The organism is Cryptosporangium sp. NPDC051539 (genome assembly GCF_044454545.1).
GTDB lineage: Bacteria > Actinomycetota > Actinomycetes > Mycobacteriales > Cryptosporangiaceae > Cryptosporangium.
In genome coordinates this window covers 410,043-426,489 of record NZ_JBITDV010000005.1, presented here as the reverse complement: position 1 = coordinate 426,489, position 16,447 = coordinate 410,043, and the positions used below count along the sequence as shown (strand labels likewise).

Below are 16,447 nucleotides of genomic sequence, written 5' to 3'. Positions count from 1 at the left end.
GCACACCTGACAGCAAACCAGTCGCGGCGGCTCACCGGGATCCCGGGTGACGGATGGCCGATGCAACACGCGCTCATCTTTACGCCACGTCGACTTGCAGTGAGCCGTCGTTATCAGCGAGGGTCATGGCCGGATAAGCCGGGAGGAATGGGTATGAATCGAACTACGGCCACGGCCGCCGAACCCGAACGTCCCGACCCGCCGGATCCCACCACCGGCCGCCGTCTGCTCTGGGGCGTCGACGCCGACGCCGTCGCCACCCTCTGCAGCATGCGGATGGAGATCCCGTCCGAACTCCTCCGATCCGCCGACCATCCGTTCACCGGCCACGACGCCGTCGCCGACACGTCCGTCCTGCACCGTCTCACCGCGCTCACGCCCGAGGTCGGTCTGGAGCTTCCCGCCGACCGCGTCGACGACGCCGCTGAGCTGGCCGCCCACGCGTCCGATGCCGACGTGCGCATCGGTGCGGTGCTGCCCGACGTCGCCGCCCGGCCGGGGCGTCCGCTGCCGCTCTGCCACCCCGACGCCGACCTGGCCCAGCGTGCGCTGCTGACGCTGCGCCGGGCGGCTGCGCTCGCCGCTGACCTGGGCGCCCGCCGGTTCGTGGTCCGGCTGCACACCGGCGCGCCGTATCCGGGGGCGGCCGAGTCGCAGCGGCGGCTCGGCCGGCTCGCGGAGGTGCTCGCCGGGCTACGGCGTCAGCTCCCCCCGGAGACGCAACTGGCCATCGACTACTCGGTGGGTGACCCGTTTCCGGTGCGGCGGGCCACGCCCGACTGGCAGACCGCGTCCGGGCTGGCCGCGGCGGCCGGGCCGGGGACGAAGGTGCTGCTCGATCCGGTCCCGGTCGCGGACGAGGACCCCGTGCTGAGCATCACGACGCTCCGGGCCGCCGATCGGCTGGCCGGGCTGCGGATCCGGGCCGGTGATCCGTTCGCGTTGTTCCTGGCGATGATCGACGCCGCGGAGGGCGGCGCCCTGGTGCGCGGGCGTCGCTGTCCGGTGCCGTTCGCCCTCCGGCGCTCCCCGGGCGACCGGGCGGGCATCGAAACCGCACTGCGCACGGTCGGTGCGGTGCAGGAGGCGGCCGCGAAGGCGATGCTGCTCGACCGCGCGGCCTGGCGCGCGGCCCAGGCGGCCGAGGACGTCGAAGCGGCGACCGAGGTGCTGCTGGCCGCCTACGAGACCGACGCGTCGCCGTTGCTCACCGCCGTGCGAGCGGCGCTGGGCGTACCCGCGGACACGGTCGCGGCCTACCGGGAGTTGTGCCGGGACACGCACCGGGCGGTGGAGCGGCAGCGGTCTCTGCTGCGGGCGGCGCTGCGGCTCGGGGCCGAGCCGTCGACAGCCGGATCAGACGACCGGTTCGGGGCCGGGCCGCCCAACGGACGGGTCGTGGCTGCCGGTCGATGGGACGTCCGAGGTCTCCGCGGCGTCGGCTGACTCGGTAGCGACCGGCAAGGTCTCGGCCGACCGGAACTGGACCGGCTCGGGTTTCACCGGCGTGGTCGGCGACTCGTCGGCGGGCGCCGACCGGGCTTCGACGGGTGCGGTGGCGATACCGCCCACGGTGGTTTGCTGCATAGCGTCGGCATTAACCGTATTGAGCTCGACCACGACGCTGCCCGACAGCTGCACCTGGACGACCGGCGGGGCGAGAGCCTCGCCGACGACGGCGGGCAACCCGGTGCCCGGTGCCGACGGCGGCGCGGCCTCCAGCAACGCGCGCACGAAATCGGCGACCTCGGTTCCGGCCAGCCGGAACGTCGCTCGGCACTCGCCCTGCCGCCAGATGCTCAGCACGACCGTTCCTGCGCCCCGATGGCCGCTGATGCGCAGCGACCGTCCTTCTCCACGCGGGTCGAGAAACACATCGCCCCGGTGTGGCAGCGGTAACACCTCGCCCATCGCTCCAGAATGCACGACGTAGTCGACCGTTGACCAGAGCGTCGTAGGCTCGGGGCCATGACCTGGGACCCGGCGCCGAACCATCCTCCGGCGGGATATGTGCCGCCACCAGTGCACACGCCAGCACCGCGCCGCCCCCGGTTCCGGGAGAACGGCGCGGTGCGGTGGTGGGGCGTGCTGGTCGGAGTCTGCGTTTCGCTGGTGTTCTACGTGCTCGTCGGATTGGTGTCGTGGAGCACGACGTCGTTGGTGAGCCTGTTCCTGGTGGCGATCCTGCTGGCCGGTGCGGCCGGCGCGGTGCTGCTGACCCGGGGCGACCGGGGCATGGGCGTCGGCGTCGCCGCCGTCACCGGAGCCGCCCTCTCCGTCACGATGCTCGTGCTGTCGTGGGAGACCTTCAACGTGAACCAGCTCTTCGGCTAGGCCTTGAGCTCGGTTTTGTCGCTGCCCCAGAGGGTGTGGAAGGCGCCTTCGGTGTCGGTGCGCAGATAGGTGTGTGCGCCGAAGTTGTCGCGCAGACCCTGGATGAGGGCGGCCGGCAGCCGGCGGCGGCGCAGGCCGTCGAAGTAGGCCAGCGACGACGAGAACGCCGGAGTCGGGACGCCGGCGCGGGCCGAGTCACCGACCACGCGACGCCAGCTGTCGACGCCGTCCGAGACCGCCTTCACGAAGTACGGCGAGGCCAGCAGCGTCGGGAGCTCGGGGTTCTCGTCGTAGGCCTCGCGGATCCGGTCGAGGAAGCGGGCCCGGATGATGCAGCCGCCGCGCCAGATCGTCGCGGTCGCGCCGCGGTCGATGTCCCAGCCGTACTCGTCGCTGCCGGCCTTGATCATGTCGTAGCCCTGCGCGTACGCGACGACCTTCGACGCGTACAGCGCTTTCCGGACGTCCTCGATGAAGCCCTCGCGGTCGTCCGCGGCCCAGGCCAGCTCGTTGGTGGTCGGGAACACCTCGCGGGCCGCTTCGCGCTGCTCGGCGTGGCCCGACAGCGACCGGGCGAACGTCGCTTCGGCGATCCCGGTGATCGGGACGCCGAGGTCGAGAGCGGTCTGCACGGTCCAGCGACCGGTGCCCTTCTGCTCGGCCTGGTCGAGCACGATGTCGACGAACGGCCGCCCGGTGCGCCCGTCGACGTGGGAGAGGACGTCCGCGGTGATCTCGATCAGGAACGACTCGAGGCTGCCGCGGTTCCACTCGCGGAAGATGTCGGCGATCTGGGCCGGGGTGGCGTCCAGGCCCGAGCGCAGCAGGTCGTACGCCTCGGCGATCAGCTGCATGTCGGCGTACTCGATGCCGTTGTGCACCATCTTGACGAAGTGCCCGGCGCCGTCCGGCCCGACGTGGAAGCAACAGGGAACGCCGTCGACGTTCGCGGCGATCGACTCGAAGATCGGGCCGAGCTTGTCGTAGGAGTGCTTCGAGCCGCCGGGCATGATGCTCGGGCCTTTGAGTGCGCCCTCTTCGCCGCCGGAGACGCCGGTGCCGGAGAAGTGCAGGCCGTGCTGCTTGAGCGCCTCCTCGCGGCGACGGGTGTCGGCGAAGTGCGCGTTGCCGCAGTCGACGACGATGTCGCCCTCTTCGAGCAGCGGGATCAGCTCGTCGATCACCGCGTCGGTCGCCGGGCCGGCCTTCACCATGACGATCACCGCGCGCGGACGCTTGAGCGACTGCACGAAGTCCGCCATCGATTCGCTCGCGACGAACGTGCCCTCGTACCCGTGGTCGGTGACCAGGGAGTGCGTCTTCTCCGGCGACCGGTTGTGGACCGCGACCGTGTGTCCGTGCCGGGCCAGGTTGCGGGCGAGGTTCCGGCCCATGACGGCCAGGCCGGTTACGCCGATATCGGCCGTTGCTGTCGAAGTCATCTGGTCACCTCGTGATGTTGCCGGCGGCTGTTGGGGTGGGCTCGGTGTGGACTACGTAACAGTCCTACCTCGCGTTCAGCGGTGTTGGGTTCTTAAGTCGTGGCGGACGTACCGGGATCATGTGCCCGAGGTCCTTGCATGAACGCCAGATTTTTGGGCATGGTCGAGACTATGAGCGGCCAGGACGTGGAGCGACTCGACCCCGAGCGGCGACGTCGACGTATCCAGCTACTTGCCGAACTCGCGGAGGCGCGAGCCCTGCGTAACCGGGTCGCCCCGAGGCGCGCCCGCCACGAACGTCAACGGGACTTCATCACGAATCGCCGACGGATGGCGTGAGAATCCTCATCTGACTCGTCATCGGGCCGGGGAACGGGTCTGGCGCGCGCGGGCGCTGCGCCCGATGCTGTGGGCGGACGTTTTGCTGCCCGTGGTGGGGAGGGTCGTGTCGTACTTCGCTGCTGCTCTGGTTCGTCCGCGCCGAGGGTGGGTCGCTGCTGAACTCGATCTCGACGAGATCGAGGATGCCGACGCCGCCGCGGACCTGCTCCGAGAAGTTGATCCGGACGCCGAGCTCGCGCTGCTGTTCGTCGAGGCCGACGACGAGTTCCTGGTCGTACTGCGTCTGGACGGCGGTGACGAGATGCGGGTCTTCGGATCGGACGTGTCGTTTTCGGATGAGTCGCGGGTCGGTGCCGCGCTGCTGGCCGACCTGGAGGAAGCCGAGGTTCCGGACGGAGATTCCGACGACTCCGAGGAACCCGAGTTGATGGGCCAGCCGGTCGGAGACACCGATCTGCTGGCCGACGTCGGGGTGTCCGCCCGGGACCTGCTCGCGCTGTGTGCGCACGAGGGCATGCTCCCGTCGGACGTCATGCTGGAGATCTCGCGAAAGGTCGGGGCCGCCGACGCGCTGACCGAATTGCGGGGCGAGTGAGCCTGGATCTCGTCGCCATGGGGGACGCCCTCTCGGTCGCCGAGGGGGCGTTCTCCACCGGGGACGTGCCGGTGGGTGCGGTCGTGCTCGACGGGTCGGGAGCGGAGCTCTCAAGGGCCTGCAACGAGCGGGAGGCGTCGGGTGATCCGACGGCCCACGCCGAGGTGCTGGCCCTGCGCCGGGCGGCCGCCGTACTGGGTACCTGGCGGCTGGCCGGCTGCACGCTCGTCGTGACGCTGGAGCCCTGCACGATGTGCGCGGGAGCGCTGGTACTGGCGCGGGTGGAACGGGTGGTGTTCGGGGCCTGGGATCCGAAGGCCGGTGCGGCGGGGTCGCAGTGGGATGTCGTCCGCGACCGGCGGTTGAACCATCGGCCCGAGGTGGTGGGCGGAGTACGTGAGCAGGAGTGCGCCGATCTGCTCGACCGCTTCTTCGCCGCCCACCGGTAGTAGCCGATTCGGACGCGTGGGCGGGATCCGGTATCGTCTCCGGCGGTGGCGTGTCCGAGCGGCCGAAGGAGCACGCCTCGAAAGCGTGTGAGGGGGCAACTCCTCCGTGGGTTCAAATCCCACCGCCACCGCCATTGACCTGGTCAAACACTTGGGCCGGTTCCCTTGAGGAACCGGCCCGGTGTCGTGTCAGTCTCAGTTTTGCTATGCGGCGGACGCGCCGAAGTGCAGAGTTTCGCCGTTGACGGTGAGAGTGATCTGAGCATCGATCGCCCGTCCGACGCGGTCGAGAAGATCGAGAGTGGGTGTCGATCCGCCGGCCTCGACGCGTGCGATGGCGGATTGAGTGGTGCCCATGCGCCGGGCGAGTTCGGTCTGGGTGAGACCCGCATTGGTCCGGAGGCGGTAGACGATCTCGGCGAGGCGTGAGGCGAGGTCGGCCTCGGCGTAGGCCTGCCGGTACGTTTCGGGATTCTCGATGGGCTTCTGGCGTCGAACTTCCTCCAGTGACGGCATTAGCGCATTCCTTTCCCGGCTCGATCGTCGTCCATCGCTCTGTGGGCTCGCTGAACTTCGCGTCGTTCGCTGTTCCGCTGCTTGCGGAAGGTGGTCAACGTGATGACCTTCCGCTCTACGTCGATGTAGTAGGTCACCCGTCGCGCAACGTTCTCGCAGGTGAACCGAAGCTCACGTAACCCGTCTCCGAGCAGTTTGCTGTGCGGCATACCTATGGACGGCCCGAGTTCGGCAAGCCGGTCGAAGGCACGGTCAGCGAAAGCCTGGTCACGGGTCGGTAGCCCGAGATACCAATCGGTGACCTCGTCGGAGAGTTCAACGTCCCACATGCCATGAACATAGCGTACACGCGATATAGCGCGTGAGCTATACATTGGCGCTGGTCGTCTCAGTTGTCGTCTCGTTCGTGCACGTCCGGCGTCGTCCGAGGGTGTTCGTGGCGCGGCGTCGTGCCTGGTGGCGGACGCCAGCGGACGCGGTCGGACGGGCGGGTGCAGTTCTCGAAAGCGTGTGAGGGGGCAATTCCTCCGTGGGTTCAAATCCCACCGCCACCGCCAGTTAGCTGCACAAACGCGAGGGCCGGTTCCGTCGGGAACCGGCCCTTCGTCGGACTCAGGGCAGGATTCGGTTTGCCAGGGTGAGGAGCTGGGCCATCACGTCCGGGCGCGGGTCGGCTGCGGTGGCCAGTGAGCCCGCCTCGAGGACGGATTCGACGGCCAGCAGGTCAACGCCGATTCCGAGGTCGAATTCTGGCTCCAGAGCCGCCATTCGCCGGAGGGCCCGCTCGGGATCCGGGCCGTGTCGGGCCAGCCGGGCGCACCAGCGGGCGGCGTCGAATTCGCGGGGACCGGCCAGGGCCGAGGCGTCGAAGAGGACGACGCCGTCGCTCGTCAGGCCCAGGTTGGCCGCGGCCAGGTCTCCGTGCAGCGGGACGGCGTCGCCCGCGGTGTAGGCCTGCTCGGCCAGTTCAGCCCAGTGCGCGGGCACCCGGTGACCGAGACTGCGGAGCCGATGGGCAGCCAGCTGCCAGCGCGGGAGCATCGTCGCCGCCAGGGGCCTCAGAGTGGCGGCGACGGCAGGCGAGCGGCGGTGCATCACGGCGCCCCACGACGCCAGCTGATCGGTGAGCCGGAGGTCGGGGGTGACCGGTGCCATCCGGACGTACTCCAGCAGAAGCCAACTGCAGCCGCCCAGCTCGCCGTGGATCAGCCGGGGCGTCGGAATTCCGCTCCGACGCCACTCGGTGAGCAGTGGACCCTCGCCGCGCGGAGCATCTCCGTAGATCTTGAGGACGCTGTCGGCCGGCGAACTGAAGCGCAGGAGGAAGCGGGGTTTGTCGTCCTCGACCAGCGGGCTCACGAACCCGGCGAGGTCCAGCTCGGCGACGATTCCCGGCACAAGGGATGCTGCGTGCTCGATCGTCGCCAGCTGGTCGGGGTCGAGTCGCCGCACTCGATCCACCTGGGCGGCCAACGCGGCGGACAACTGCATCCCGTCAACAGTGCCACCGCCTTGGATTGGTCTGACACGTTGGAAGGAGGCGAGGGGCGAAGGGGACGTGATGGCCGAGATCAGGGCCGAACTGCCGAGACGGTTCGGGCGGCGGATCAGGATGGTTTGGCTCACTGTGGCCGCGGCAATCATCTCGGTCGGGCCGCCCCTCCTACTGGCCTGGCTCGGGATCGTGCGCGAGCCCGACGAGTGGCACTGGAACGACTGGGTCGCTCAGGTGTCCCAGATCGTCACCGGCCTGATCTTCTTCGGCCTGGCCTGGTTCGTGGGAAGGAGCAGCGAGAACCGCTCGCTCGTCTCGGCGAATGCCGAGCTGATCACGTCGATCGGAGCGTTATCGATGAGCAGCGCGCGAAGCTACGCCGGCCACGACGCGCAAGCGCTGCGGATCGCCGCCGACGCCCGTGCCGCGCTGCAGCACTACCCCCGCGCGGACTGGCGCGAACAACAGCGGCTCCTGGCCAGCATCACCGACGCCTACAGCGATCTGACGTTCGGTACGTTCACGCGCGCGCAGGGCCTGCCCCGGTCGATCTGGGACGGGCTGTACGTCGGCGCCGGCGACGTCCTCGACGACGTCGAGAAACTCGTCGAGCGTTATCCCGGCAAGCACCCGGCCCGGGCCGAGTTGGAGCAGATGCTCGACCACATCTGTTTCGTGCGGAATCTCGGTGCCGCCGTACGGGAGAACGGCGCCCTGCAGAGGACCACGGCCGGACCCCGGCCGCTCACCGAGATCTGGCAGAAGCCCGGCGGGAACGGCAGGTATTCGCCCGCCGAGCGGCTGATGCACCTCCGCCGGTTGTACCGGCGCGAGCTGACCGTGGTCGCGGACTGGAGCGTGCTCGAACGCGAGCCGGACGCCGTGGTCTGCGGCGCGGTACTCCGCGACATCGCCGATTCCGACACGTGGCTCTCGCCCTGGTACGTCGTGGAGGAGAACGGGCACCTCGAGGCGGTCAACGTCCTGCACCAGCCGTTGGGTAACCGCGATGTGGCGCTGACCGGCTCGTTCGACGCAAGTGCCCGCGTCAATCTGTTTCCGCGTCCGTTGTTCCATTCGATTCTGCCGGCGGGATTCCGCACGGCGGCGATCCAGAGCCACGTCGACGTGCTGGAGAGCTCCCTCCCGGTGACGGTATGCGTGCTGACGTACGAGCTGATCTGCGCCGATGGGGTGCGGCGCCGCGTCGTCCTCGACGGCAACCACCGTCTGGCGGCGGCCCGGGTCATCGCCGAGCGGCTGTCGGCCGACGGGGAGCCGGCCGTCGTTCGGGTGCTCGACTTCGAGATCTGTGAGCGGAAGGCGATCGACACGCCGGCCGCCTCCGAGCTGGAGGAGCTCAAGGACTGGAAGTGGAACGGCTTCACCCCGGACATCGACAACGTCCGTGGTGCGTGGCAGCGATCCAGTGTTGCCGTTAAGTCTTAGATGCTAGGTTTCGCCCGGATTGGTGTAACGGGGGCGGGCGATGAAAGCACTGGGCTTGGCGGCGGCGGTCGGGGTTTCGGGTGGCGTGCTGGCCTGCGGTTTGGTGGTGGTGGCGGCGCTCGGAGGGCCGGACGACGGAGGGAGCCCGCGGGAGCCGGCTCCGTCGGTCTCGGGGTTCGACGCCGGCGCGGTGCTCAACGACGCGAACACCGACCGGACGTTGCCGGGTGACGTGGTGACGATGGACCCCGGGGCGGTGGACATGAATCGGGTTACCGAGTTCAGTGGCGACCACTACTGGTGACCGCCTGGACGCGGACCCCGCGGCCGAACGATCCGAGAACCCGGTGGTCGCTCGGGAGCGGTATCCGGCCCGGCCGCCAGCAACCTCCTCCGCGCCGCGGCCAAGCCTCGGACCGCGGCTGAGTCTTGAGCCGAGCCCGTGGCCGGGGTTTCTTCCGGTGCGGACGACAGGGCCGCGAGGAATCCGCCGGCGAACGCGTCGCCGGCGCCCGTGGCGTCCCGGATCGCGTCTTCCGGCAGGGGCGTCTGCGCCATGTGCCGGAAACCGTCGGGACCGTACATCCGGATGCCGTCCGGACGCTTGAGCACGATCGTTGCACCGTCGTGCCGTCGAGCACCCAGAGCGCGGAACTCCACCTCGTTGACGAAGAGATAGTCGGCGGCGGCGCGGATCGTCCCGAGAACGGGCGGGCCGGTCGTCGCCCAGGTGTGGCCGGGGTCGAACGAGATCCGCGTGCCGGTGCCGCGAGCCCGGACGGCCCGGAGCAGCTCGGCCAGCCTCGGCGGCGTCCGCGGGTCGAGGAACGAGGTGACGTGCACGAACCGGGCCGAGGCCAGGTAGCTCACGATCGGCTCGAACGACTGCCGGAGATGCTCAGCCATCAGGGTGTTCGCACCGGCGTGCGTCAGCAGGGTCCGTTCGCCGGACTCGGTGTACGCGATGCAGGTGCCGCTGAGAGCGGCGTCCGCACGAAGGACGTGGCGGTGGTCGACACCGTCGAAATGATCGAAGGTGCGACCGCCGACGCCGACGTAGCCGAGCCGCAGGCCGGGCGCCTCGGCAGCGACGGTGGCGATCGCGTTGTAGGCCGAGCCGCCGGGGGTGGCACGCGCCGGAAAACGGCGCAGGACCGTTTCGACGGTGGCCGCGTCGACCGGGGTTTCGGTCCCCCACTCGATCGGCCGGCCGAGGAGGGCCGCGAGGGTTGCGGTGGTCAGTCCACTGATCCGGTGGTCCAGATTCAGCGCCCCGACGCCGATGACGTCGAACGCGAAGCCGTTCAATCGCCTGCGGACGTCGCGGAAGCGCTCGTGAAGGCCTTCGTGAACACGAAGGGGCTGGTGGCGTTGCCCGCGCAGGCATCGGTGTCGGCGTCGGCCTCGACGCCGGGCGGGCACGGCTGGTCGCGGGTGATCGCCCACATCGAGACGAACGCGATGTGCTTCTCCTTGGCGAACGCGGCAACCTTGACGGCGTCGGCGATCGAGAACACCTCGGTGGTGGGGGAGTTGATGCCGATCAGCGGCGTCACCGCGATGCGACGCCAGGCTTCTTCGCTGGTCAGCCCGAACGCGCTCTGGATCTTCGCCTTGGCGTTCGTCATCGCCTGGATCGCGTAGTTGCCCATGTTGCCCTCGGGGTCCGGGGCGGCCCAGCGTCCGTAGTCCATCGCCATGATGTTGACAACGTGGATCGTCGCGTGGGCGTCCGCGGCCGCGGTGAGCATCCAGCCCGGGCTGGCGGTGAAGCCGCTCGGGTTGACCGGGAGCGTGAGCGAGACGTTCAGCTTCTTTCCGGCGGCCTCGGCGTTCTTCTCGAGGAGGGCGATCGCTTGGCCGCGGAGGACGTCCGCGTCGCGGTCCGCGAGTTCGGCGCCTTCGATGTCGAAGTCGATCATCGTGGCGCCGTAGGTGTCGATCGCGAGTTGGTAGGCGCGGGTCAGATCGGTGACGTTGTCGCAGGCGGACGCCAGTTCGGTGCCGGCCGCGCCGCCGAACGAGATGCGGATCTCGCCGCCGGCCGCGCGGAACTTCTCGACTCGGTCGAGGGTGTCCGGGTCGTTGATCGGGGTGTCGCCGCTCCAGGTGGGGGTGCAGCCGGTGCCAGCGATGATGAAGCCGAGGATGTACTGGTTGACGCCGGTGGTTTTGACGGATTTCGCCAGGTCGAACAAGGGGTAGTAGCCCATGTCGACGTAGGGGGCGAAGCCGGTTTGGGGGATGACCGGGGGCTTCGGTTTGGGCGAAGGCTTTGGTGGGGGCGCGGCTTGGGGGTGGGTTTGAGGGGCCGGGGTCAGCGCGTGATAGGCGAACGCGGAGCCGGCGGCCAGCACGACGAGGACGGCTGCCACCGCGGCCACGCGGAGTGGGGTGCTGGAGCGGCGGTGGCGGCCGGCGCGCTGGGTTGCGAAGCCCGGTGGGGGGCCTTGGTGCTGGCCGGAGGTGTCGCGGCGGCCCTGCGGCCCGTCGGCGTTCCAGCCCAGCGGCGTCGGCACGCCCCCTGCGGCGGAGCCCGGAGCCCCCGAAACCGGCGCCGCCCCGGAGACGGGTGCCGCGCCGGACACGGGCGCTGCGCCGGACATGGGTGCTGCGCCATAGACGGTGGCCGCGCCGGACACGGGTGCGGCGCCGTAGACGGTGGCCGCCCCCGATACGGGTCGAGCCCCGTACACAGGGGCGGCCCCGGAGACGGGTGTGGCTCCGTACTCGGGCGGAGCTCCGGAGACCGGGGCGGCTCCGTAGGCAGGCGCCGCCCCGGAGACCGGCCGCCGCCCGTGCACGGGCGCGCCGCCCGAGACGGATGCGGCTCCGTACACGGGCGCGGCCCCGGAGACGGGTTCGGCTCGGAACACGGGGGCGGCCCCGGAGACGGGTGCGGCTCCGTACACGGGTGCTGCTCCGGAGACCGATCGCGCGCTGTGCGCGGGCGCTGCTCCGGAAGTCGGTCGCTCGCCGTAGACGGGTGCGGTTCCGGAAACGGGTGCTGCTCCATAGACCGGGGCCGCTCCGGAGACCGGCCGGCCCCCATGTACAGGCGCGCCTCCCGAGACGGTTGCTGCTCCGGGGACCGGCCGTCCTCCATAAGCGGGCGCGGCCCCCGAGACGGGCGCGGCCCCCGAGACGGGTGCGGCTCCGTACGCGGGCGCGGCTCCCGAGACCGGCCGCTCCCCGTACGCGGGCGGGCCTCCCGAGACGGGTGCTGCTCCGTACACGGGTGCTGCTCCGGAGATCGGCCGTCCCCCGTAGGCGGGTGCGGCCCCCGAGACGGGCGCGGCTCCAGAAACGGGCGCGGCTCCCGAGACCGGTCGCCCTCCGTGCGTGGGCGCTGCCCCCGGGACCGGTGCGGCACCCGCGGCCGGGGTGGCTCTGTGCACCCGTGCGGCACCCGCGGCCGGGGCGCGGCCGGTGCCGGTGGGCTCCGGTCCGTCGGCACGCCTAGGTGGTCGCACGGTTAACCGACTCCAAGAAGTTTTCGTCTACAACTTTAAAAGCGTACGACCGCCACGCACCTCGCGTCCCGAAGACGTACGACGTCTTGCTAACCGTACCGAATGCCTGTTTAGTGTAGAAAACGGCAGGTAAGCGACAGGGGGGTGGGAGTGGCCGAACCGCTCTCGATCCCCAAGTCGCAATACCGCCAAATCGCCGACCTCCTCCGCGAACGCGTCGAGACCGGTTACTACCACCGCGACGACCCTCTTCCGAGCGAGCCAGAACTTGCCGGCGAGCTCGGCGTCTCGCGCGTCACGATCAACAAGGCGATCAGCCTGCTCCGCATCGAGGGTCTCGTCCGCGTCCGCCGCGGCGCCGGCACCTACGTCCGCACGACCCCGCGCATCACCCGCGACGCCCGCTACCGCTACGCGGTCGTCCCCGGCGGCTCCCACGCCAGCGAACTCGAGGGCCGTGCGCTCGGGCTGACCCCCCGCGCCGAGTGCACCGAGGTCGGTGAGGTCGCCGCGCCGCCGGACGTCGCCGCTGCCCTCGGCATCGGCCAGGGCGATTCGGTCGTCGTCCGCCGTCGTCGGCTGTTCGCCGACGAGGAGCCGACCCGCCTCGCCGATTCCTACCTCCCGTGGGACGTCGCCGACGACACCGAACTACTCGATTCGGACGTCGGGAGCGGCGCCATCTACTCCGACCTCGCCGACCACGGGCACGGGCCGGTCCGCTTCGCCGAGGACGTCACGGTGCGGATCGCGTCCGACGAAGAGGCGCGGGCGCTCGACCTCGAGGACGGTCAGGCCGTCATCCACATCAAGCACGTGGCCTGGGACGCCGAGGACCGCGCGGTCGAGGTCGCGCTCCACGTGATGCCGGCCCACCTCTGGCGACTGCACTACGACTGGGACGTGTTCGGTGCCGGAGAAGATCCGGACGGCGACGACTGACCGCCGGGTTCCCTGACGTCCCCCGATGTCGTTGAATCACCCACCGGATGGCCGCGGCGACACGCCGTGCCGCAACCTCGCACGAAGGCGTTTATCGCTTTCTGGCTGTGAGCCACCCATGCGTCCGCCAGGATCGGTGCAGTTCTCAGCAGTTACCCCTCGCTGACGACGGAGGCACAGATGGGAAGACGCGCAGCACTGGCCGCCGCCGGGATCGCCTTAGCCGGGCTGATCTCGCCGGCGCTGGTGTCACCGGCCGTAGCGGCGCCACGAGCCACACCCGCGGCCGCACCCGCGCCGATCGCCTGGACCGCCTGCGGCACGGAGAATTACCCCACTCTCCAGTGCGGCAAAGTCCAGGTTCCGCTCGACTACAGCAATCCCGGCGGGCAGAAGATCACCCTTGCGGTGTCCCGCGTTCCGCATACCGCAGCCAAGTCGCAGGGCGTGCTGCTGGTGAACCCGGGCGGTCCGGGTGGATCCGGGCTGACGCTGGCCGGGTTCGTCGCCACGAACCTTCCGGCCGCGGTCGCGGCCCAGTACGACGTCATCGGTTTCGACCCGCGGGGGGTCGGAGACAGTGAACCGGCGCTGAACTGCGCCGAAGGCCTGTTCAACCCGCCCCGGCCGGACTCGGTGCCGAAGACCAAGGCCGACATGGACGCGAATCTCCAGCGCGTCAAGAGTTTCGCCAAGGCCTGCGGAGCGAAGTACGGCAGCACGCTGAAATACATGGACACGATCAGCGCCGTCAAGGACATGGACTCGATCCGGCAAGCGCTGAGCGTCAAGACCATCAACTACTTCGGCTACTCGTACGGCACCTACCTCGGTGCGGTCTACGCGAAACTGTTCCCGCAGAACGTGCGCCGGATGGTGCTCGACAGCGTCGTCGACCCGACCGGGATCTGGTACGAGGACAACATCGCGCAGGACTACGCGTTCGACGCCAGGCAGAAGGCGTTCGCGGCCTGGGTGGCGAAGTACGACGGGACGTATCACCTCGGCACGACGCAGAAAGTCGTGCTCGGCAAGTGGTACGCGACCCGCGCGGCGCTGAAGGCCAAGCCGGCCGGCGGGGTGGTCGGTCCCTCGGAGTTCGAGGACACCTACATCCCCGGCGGCTACTACAACGGCTACTGGCCGTACCTGGCCGATGCTCTCGCCGCCTATGTGAACCAGAAGGACGAGCAGGCGCTCGTCGACGTCTTCCAGGCGTTCGCCGCGATCGACGCGAGCGGCGAGAACGGCTTCACGATCTACTCCGCGGTGCAGTGCCGGGACGCGCACTGGCCGAAGAACTGGTCCACCTGGGTCGACGACACCTGGCGGGTGTACAAGAAGGCGCCGTTCATGGCCTGGAACAACGCCTGGTACAACGCCGCCTGCGCGTTCTGGCCGACGAAGAGCCTGCAGCCGATCGACGTCTCGAACTCGAAGGTGCAGTCGGTGCTGATCTTCCAGGCGACGCTCGACGCGGCCACGCCGTACCCGGGTGCCGAGGTCGTGCGGCGGAAGATCAAGAACTCGCGGCTCGTGGTCGAGGTCGGCGGTGGCAACCACGGCATCACGCTGGGTGGCAACGCCTGTCTCGACAAGTACCTGGCCGACTACCTGTCGACCGGTGCCCGACCGGACCGGCCCGGCACGGTTGACGCGACGTGCGCCAAGGTGCCGGATCCGGTGCCGCTGGCTCCGGCCGCCGACGCCGGAACGACGGCGAAGCAGGCGCTCAAGGCCGGGCGCGGCACGATTCACGAGTACGTGGCGCCTCGTCCAGTAGAGTAGAAATTCGCTTTTTCGGGCATTCTGGGCACGGGTGACAATGCAGTCGCCCGTGCCCAGGAGGTCCGGCCATGATCTCTCATGTCAACTGCGTGATCCTCTACGTCCGCGACCAGCAACGGTCGCTGGAGTTCTACGTCGACACGCTCGGCTGGGACCTCCGTACGGACGCGTTGACGTCCGACGGCACGCGCTGGATCGACGTCGCGCCGCCTCGGGCCCGCACCCGGGTCGCGCTGCTCGCGCCCAAGGACGGGTACGTCTTCCCGCCGAGCGCGGCGGCACCCTGCACACTGACCACCGAGGACGCCCAGGCGACGTTCCACGACCTCAAGGGCCGGGGCGTCGAGGTGACCGAGCCGGTGGTCGAGTCGTGGGCCACGTACCTCACGGTCACCGACCCGGACGGCTACATCTACGTGGTCGGCGAAAACCACGACTGAGACGCGGACCGCCGTCAGCGGCGGGGCAGCCTCAGCACGTGGTCGCGGATGTCGCCGCCGACACCGGTCGAGAGCGTCTTGCCGGCCGCGTGCAGCTCCCGGACCGCGGCCCTGATCTGAGCGGTGTCGGCGGTACCGAACAACCCGTCGAGCACTTCCCGGGGTCGATCGGAGATCCGGAACTCGCCGACCCGTCGCCGGGTGGCCAGCAGGTTCTGCTTCAGGCTCTCGACGACCGCGCGCTCCTCGTGCCGCTCGGCTCCGACGGCCAGGTTCTGCGCGCTCTGCATCCCCTCGACCGCGAGCTGGTCACCCGGATCCGGGGTGCCCGACTGACGTAACGTGCGGCGCCAGCCCCGGCGCGCTCTTGCCACGGCGTCCGCAAAAGCCCAGGCACCGTGGGGTTGCCGAGTGATCAGGATCAGCCAGAACACCGGCTCGTCGTTCGGGTTCACCCGGATCGCGGCCGGCCAGGCCCGGCCCGGGAGGGCCGCCTCGAGGCGGCGGAGGTAACCGCGGACCACCGCTCCGGCGCCACCGGAGTGGAACTCGGTGCGCCACTCCTCGCCGACCGCGCGGTCGAGCTTCGTGAGCGCGGTCTCCGATCGCCGGCCGCCGATCAGGTTCACCGCTATCCGCTTGATCGCATCGGCGCGGACGAACGCGATGACGTCGGTGCTCGGCCACCGGCCGGCGCGCGGACCGCTCAGTAATTCGGTGAGGGTCTCGAGCGACAGACTGCCGGCCGTGACGTCGAGCACGATCAACAGTGCGGCCTGTTCGGCCTCGGTCAGAAGTTCCGGGAGGGCCTCGGCGACGGTTCCGCGCCGGGCGTCGGTTCCGGCCAACGGCCGTAACGCGGCCGGGCTCTCGTCGAAGTGGATCAGCCGGGCTTCCGGCGCGTCGCGGGCTCCGCTTTCCAATGCTGACGCCAGAGAGCCCGCCGGTTCGCCGATCACTACCGGGGACGCGGTGACCCGGCCTTTGGTCGCAGCTCGGAGCCAGGACCCCAGGTAATTGGCGAGGAATTGTTGTACCAGCAACGTCGATGACTGCCGCGATGTAACGAGCAGTGTCGACCGGGCCACGCCACTACTTTCCCACGAGCCTCGCGTGCCGTGTGGGCACAGTCAACCGAACGGCCACACGTCGCCTAGCTCACCTTGACTCTTTACCGATCGG

At 69.8% G+C, this 16,447-nt stretch carries 17 protein-coding genes and 2 tRNA genes; 11 read left to right on the top strand and 8 right to left on the bottom strand.

Going from position 1 to position 16,447, the window contains the following annotated elements; all coding sequences use genetic code 11:
* Positions 1-153: 153 nt before the first annotated feature.
* Positions 154-1,446 (top strand): hypothetical protein, encoded by a 1,293-nt coding sequence (locus ACIBZJ_RS18410; protein ID WP_395930935.1) that lies wholly within the window; start codon positions 154-156, stop codon positions 1,444-1,446.
* Here ACIBZJ_RS18410 and ACIBZJ_RS18405 read toward each other — a convergent pair.
* Positions 1,357-1,806, bottom strand: coding sequence for a hypothetical protein (locus tag ACIBZJ_RS18405; RefSeq protein WP_395930933.1), 450 nt, complete (start codon positions 1,804-1,806; stop codon positions 1,357-1,359). The two genes, ACIBZJ_RS18410 and ACIBZJ_RS18405, sit on opposite strands and share 90 nt — an antisense overlap.
* A gap of 162 nt (positions 1,807-1,968) precedes the next feature.
* Here ACIBZJ_RS18405 and ACIBZJ_RS18400 point away from each other — a divergent pair, with 162 nt between their 5' ends.
* The gene (locus ACIBZJ_RS18400) at positions 1,969-2,334 is read left to right on the top strand and encodes a hypothetical protein (protein WP_395930931.1); all 366 of its coding nucleotides are present in this window, start codon (positions 1,969-1,971) and stop codon (positions 2,332-2,334) included.
* Here ACIBZJ_RS18400 and gndA read toward each other — a convergent pair.
* On the bottom strand, positions 2,331-3,776 hold the full coding sequence (gene gndA / locus ACIBZJ_RS18395) for an NADP-dependent phosphogluconate dehydrogenase (RefSeq protein WP_395930929.1): 1,446 nt from the start codon (positions 3,774-3,776) through the stop codon (positions 2,331-2,333). The genes ACIBZJ_RS18400 and gndA overlap by 4 nt on opposite strands.
* A gap of 433 nt (positions 3,777-4,209) precedes the next feature.
* Here gndA and ACIBZJ_RS18390 point away from each other — a divergent pair, with 433 nt between their 5' ends.
* The 3 genes from ACIBZJ_RS18390 to ACIBZJ_RS18380 all read left to right on the top strand — a co-directional run bounded on the left by ACIBZJ_RS18390 (position 4,210) and on the right by ACIBZJ_RS18380 (position 5,296).
* Positions 4,210-4,713 carry a tRNA adenosine deaminase-associated protein gene (locus ACIBZJ_RS18390; protein WP_395930927.1) on the top strand — a complete coding sequence of 168 codons (504 nt, stop codon included), beginning with the start codon at positions 4,210-4,212 and terminating at the stop codon, positions 4,711-4,713.
* Positions 4,714-4,730: 17 nt separating this feature from the next.
* On the top strand, positions 4,731-5,162 hold the full coding sequence (locus ACIBZJ_RS18385; RefSeq protein ID WP_395931258.1) for a nucleoside deaminase: 432 nt from the start codon (positions 4,731-4,733) through the stop codon (positions 5,160-5,162).
* Positions 5,163-5,206: 44 nt separating this feature from the next.
* Positions 5,207-5,296, top strand: a tRNA-Ser gene (locus ACIBZJ_RS18380).
* Between the two features lie 70 nt (positions 5,297-5,366).
* Here ACIBZJ_RS18380 and ACIBZJ_RS18375 read toward each other — a convergent pair.
* On the bottom strand, positions 5,367-5,678 hold the full coding sequence (locus tag ACIBZJ_RS18375) for a helix-turn-helix domain-containing protein (protein WP_395930925.1): 312 nt from the start codon (positions 5,676-5,678) through the stop codon (positions 5,367-5,369).
* On the bottom strand, positions 5,678-6,007 hold the full coding sequence (locus ACIBZJ_RS18370) for a type II toxin-antitoxin system RelE/ParE family toxin (protein ID WP_395930923.1): 330 nt from the start codon (positions 6,005-6,007) through the stop codon (positions 5,678-5,680). Before ACIBZJ_RS18370 ends, ACIBZJ_RS18375 begins: the two co-directional genes overlap by 1 nt.
* Positions 6,008-6,133: 126 nt before the next feature.
* Between ACIBZJ_RS18370 and ACIBZJ_RS18365 the strand changes: the two genes are divergently transcribed.
* Positions 6,134-6,235 (top strand) — tRNA-Arg (locus ACIBZJ_RS18365).
* 55 nt (positions 6,236-6,290) lie between these two features.
* Here the strand turns inward: ACIBZJ_RS18365 and ACIBZJ_RS18360 are convergent.
* Positions 6,291-7,169, bottom strand: coding sequence for a phosphotransferase (locus tag ACIBZJ_RS18360; protein ID WP_395930921.1), 879 nt, complete (start codon positions 7,167-7,169; stop codon positions 6,291-6,293).
* Between the two features lie 121 nt (positions 7,170-7,290).
* Between ACIBZJ_RS18360 and ACIBZJ_RS18355 the strand changes: the two genes are divergently transcribed.
* Positions 7,291-8,622 carry a hypothetical protein gene (locus ACIBZJ_RS18355; protein ID WP_395930919.1) on the top strand — a complete coding sequence of 444 codons (1,332 nt, stop codon included), beginning with the start codon at positions 7,291-7,293 and terminating at the stop codon, positions 8,620-8,622.
* Between the two features lie 40 nt (positions 8,623-8,662).
* Positions 8,663-8,926, top strand: coding sequence for a hypothetical protein (locus ACIBZJ_RS18350; protein WP_395930917.1), 264 nt, complete (start codon positions 8,663-8,665; stop codon positions 8,924-8,926).
* Here the strand turns inward: ACIBZJ_RS18350 and ACIBZJ_RS18345 are convergent.
* Entirely contained in the window at positions 8,917-9,930 is a 1,014-nt protein-coding gene (locus ACIBZJ_RS18345; protein ID WP_395930915.1) for a carbohydrate kinase family protein, read from the bottom strand. The genes ACIBZJ_RS18350 and ACIBZJ_RS18345 overlap by 10 nt on opposite strands.
* The gene (locus ACIBZJ_RS18340; RefSeq protein ID WP_395930913.1) at positions 9,927-11,141 is read right to left on the bottom strand and encodes a chitinase; all 1,215 of its coding nucleotides are present in this window, start codon (positions 11,139-11,141) and stop codon (positions 9,927-9,929) included. Before ACIBZJ_RS18340 ends, ACIBZJ_RS18345 begins: the two co-directional genes overlap by 4 nt.
* Positions 11,142-12,245: 1,104 nt before the next feature.
* Here ACIBZJ_RS18340 and ACIBZJ_RS18335 point away from each other — a divergent pair.
* The 3 genes from ACIBZJ_RS18335 (at position 12,246) to ACIBZJ_RS18325 (ending at position 15,265) form a co-directional block, all read left to right on the top strand.
* Positions 12,246-13,037, top strand: a complete 792-nt coding sequence (locus ACIBZJ_RS18335) for a GntR family transcriptional regulator (protein WP_395930911.1) — start codon at positions 12,246-12,248, stop codon at positions 13,035-13,037.
* A 180-nt stretch (positions 13,038-13,217) separates the two neighbouring features.
* Positions 13,218-14,825 carry an alpha/beta hydrolase gene (locus ACIBZJ_RS18330; RefSeq protein WP_395930909.1) on the top strand — a complete coding sequence of 536 codons (1,608 nt, stop codon included), beginning with the start codon at positions 13,218-13,220 and terminating at the stop codon, positions 14,823-14,825.
* Positions 14,826-14,893: 68 nt separating this feature from the next.
* On the top strand, positions 14,894-15,265 hold the full coding sequence (locus ACIBZJ_RS18325; RefSeq protein ID WP_395930907.1) for a VOC family protein: 372 nt from the start codon (positions 14,894-14,896) through the stop codon (positions 15,263-15,265).
* A 14-nt stretch (positions 15,266-15,279) separates the two neighbouring features.
* On the opposite strand, the gene ACIBZJ_RS18320 is transcribed toward ACIBZJ_RS18325, so the two are convergent.
* Positions 15,280-16,353, bottom strand: a complete 1,074-nt coding sequence (locus tag ACIBZJ_RS18320; protein WP_395930905.1) for a hypothetical protein — start codon at positions 16,351-16,353, stop codon at positions 15,280-15,282.
* Positions 16,354-16,447: the final 94 nt, after the last annotated feature.

Bases quoted from the DNA above. Each gene is read 5' to 3' on its own strand.
- ACIBZJ_RS18410 (WP_395930935.1), top strand. From the start codon at position 154: ATGAATCGAACTACGGCCACGGCCGCCGAACCCGAACGTCCCGACCCG.
- ACIBZJ_RS18400 (WP_395930931.1), top strand. From the start codon at position 1,969: ATGACCTGGGACCCGGCGCCGAACCATCCTCCGGCGGGATATGTGCCG.
- gndA (WP_395930929.1), bottom strand. From the start codon at position 3,776: ATGACTTCGACAGCAACGGCCGATATCGGCGTAACCGGCCTGGCCGTC.
- ACIBZJ_RS18385 (WP_395931258.1), top strand. From the start codon at position 4,731: ATGGGGGACGCCCTCTCGGTCGCCGAGGGGGCGTTCTCCACCGGGGAC.
- ACIBZJ_RS18375 (WP_395930925.1), bottom strand. From the start codon at position 5,678: ATGCCGTCACTGGAGGAAGTTCGACGCCAGAAGCCCATCGAGAATCCC.
- ACIBZJ_RS18370 (WP_395930923.1), bottom strand. From the start codon at position 6,007: ATGTGGGACGTTGAACTCTCCGACGAGGTCACCGATTGGTATCTCGGG.
- ACIBZJ_RS18360 (WP_395930921.1), bottom strand. From the start codon at position 7,169: ATGCAGTTGTCCGCCGCGTTGGCCGCCCAGGTGGATCGAGTGCGGCGA.
- ACIBZJ_RS18355 (WP_395930919.1), top strand. From the start codon at position 7,291: ATGGTTTGGCTCACTGTGGCCGCGGCAATCATCTCGGTCGGGCCGCCC.
- ACIBZJ_RS18350 (WP_395930917.1), top strand. From the start codon at position 8,663: ATGAAAGCACTGGGCTTGGCGGCGGCGGTCGGGGTTTCGGGTGGCGTG.
- ACIBZJ_RS18330 (WP_395930909.1), top strand. From the start codon at position 13,218: ATGGGAAGACGCGCAGCACTGGCCGCCGCCGGGATCGCCTTAGCCGGG.
- ACIBZJ_RS18325 (WP_395930907.1), top strand. From the start codon at position 14,894: ATGATCTCTCATGTCAACTGCGTGATCCTCTACGTCCGCGACCAGCAA.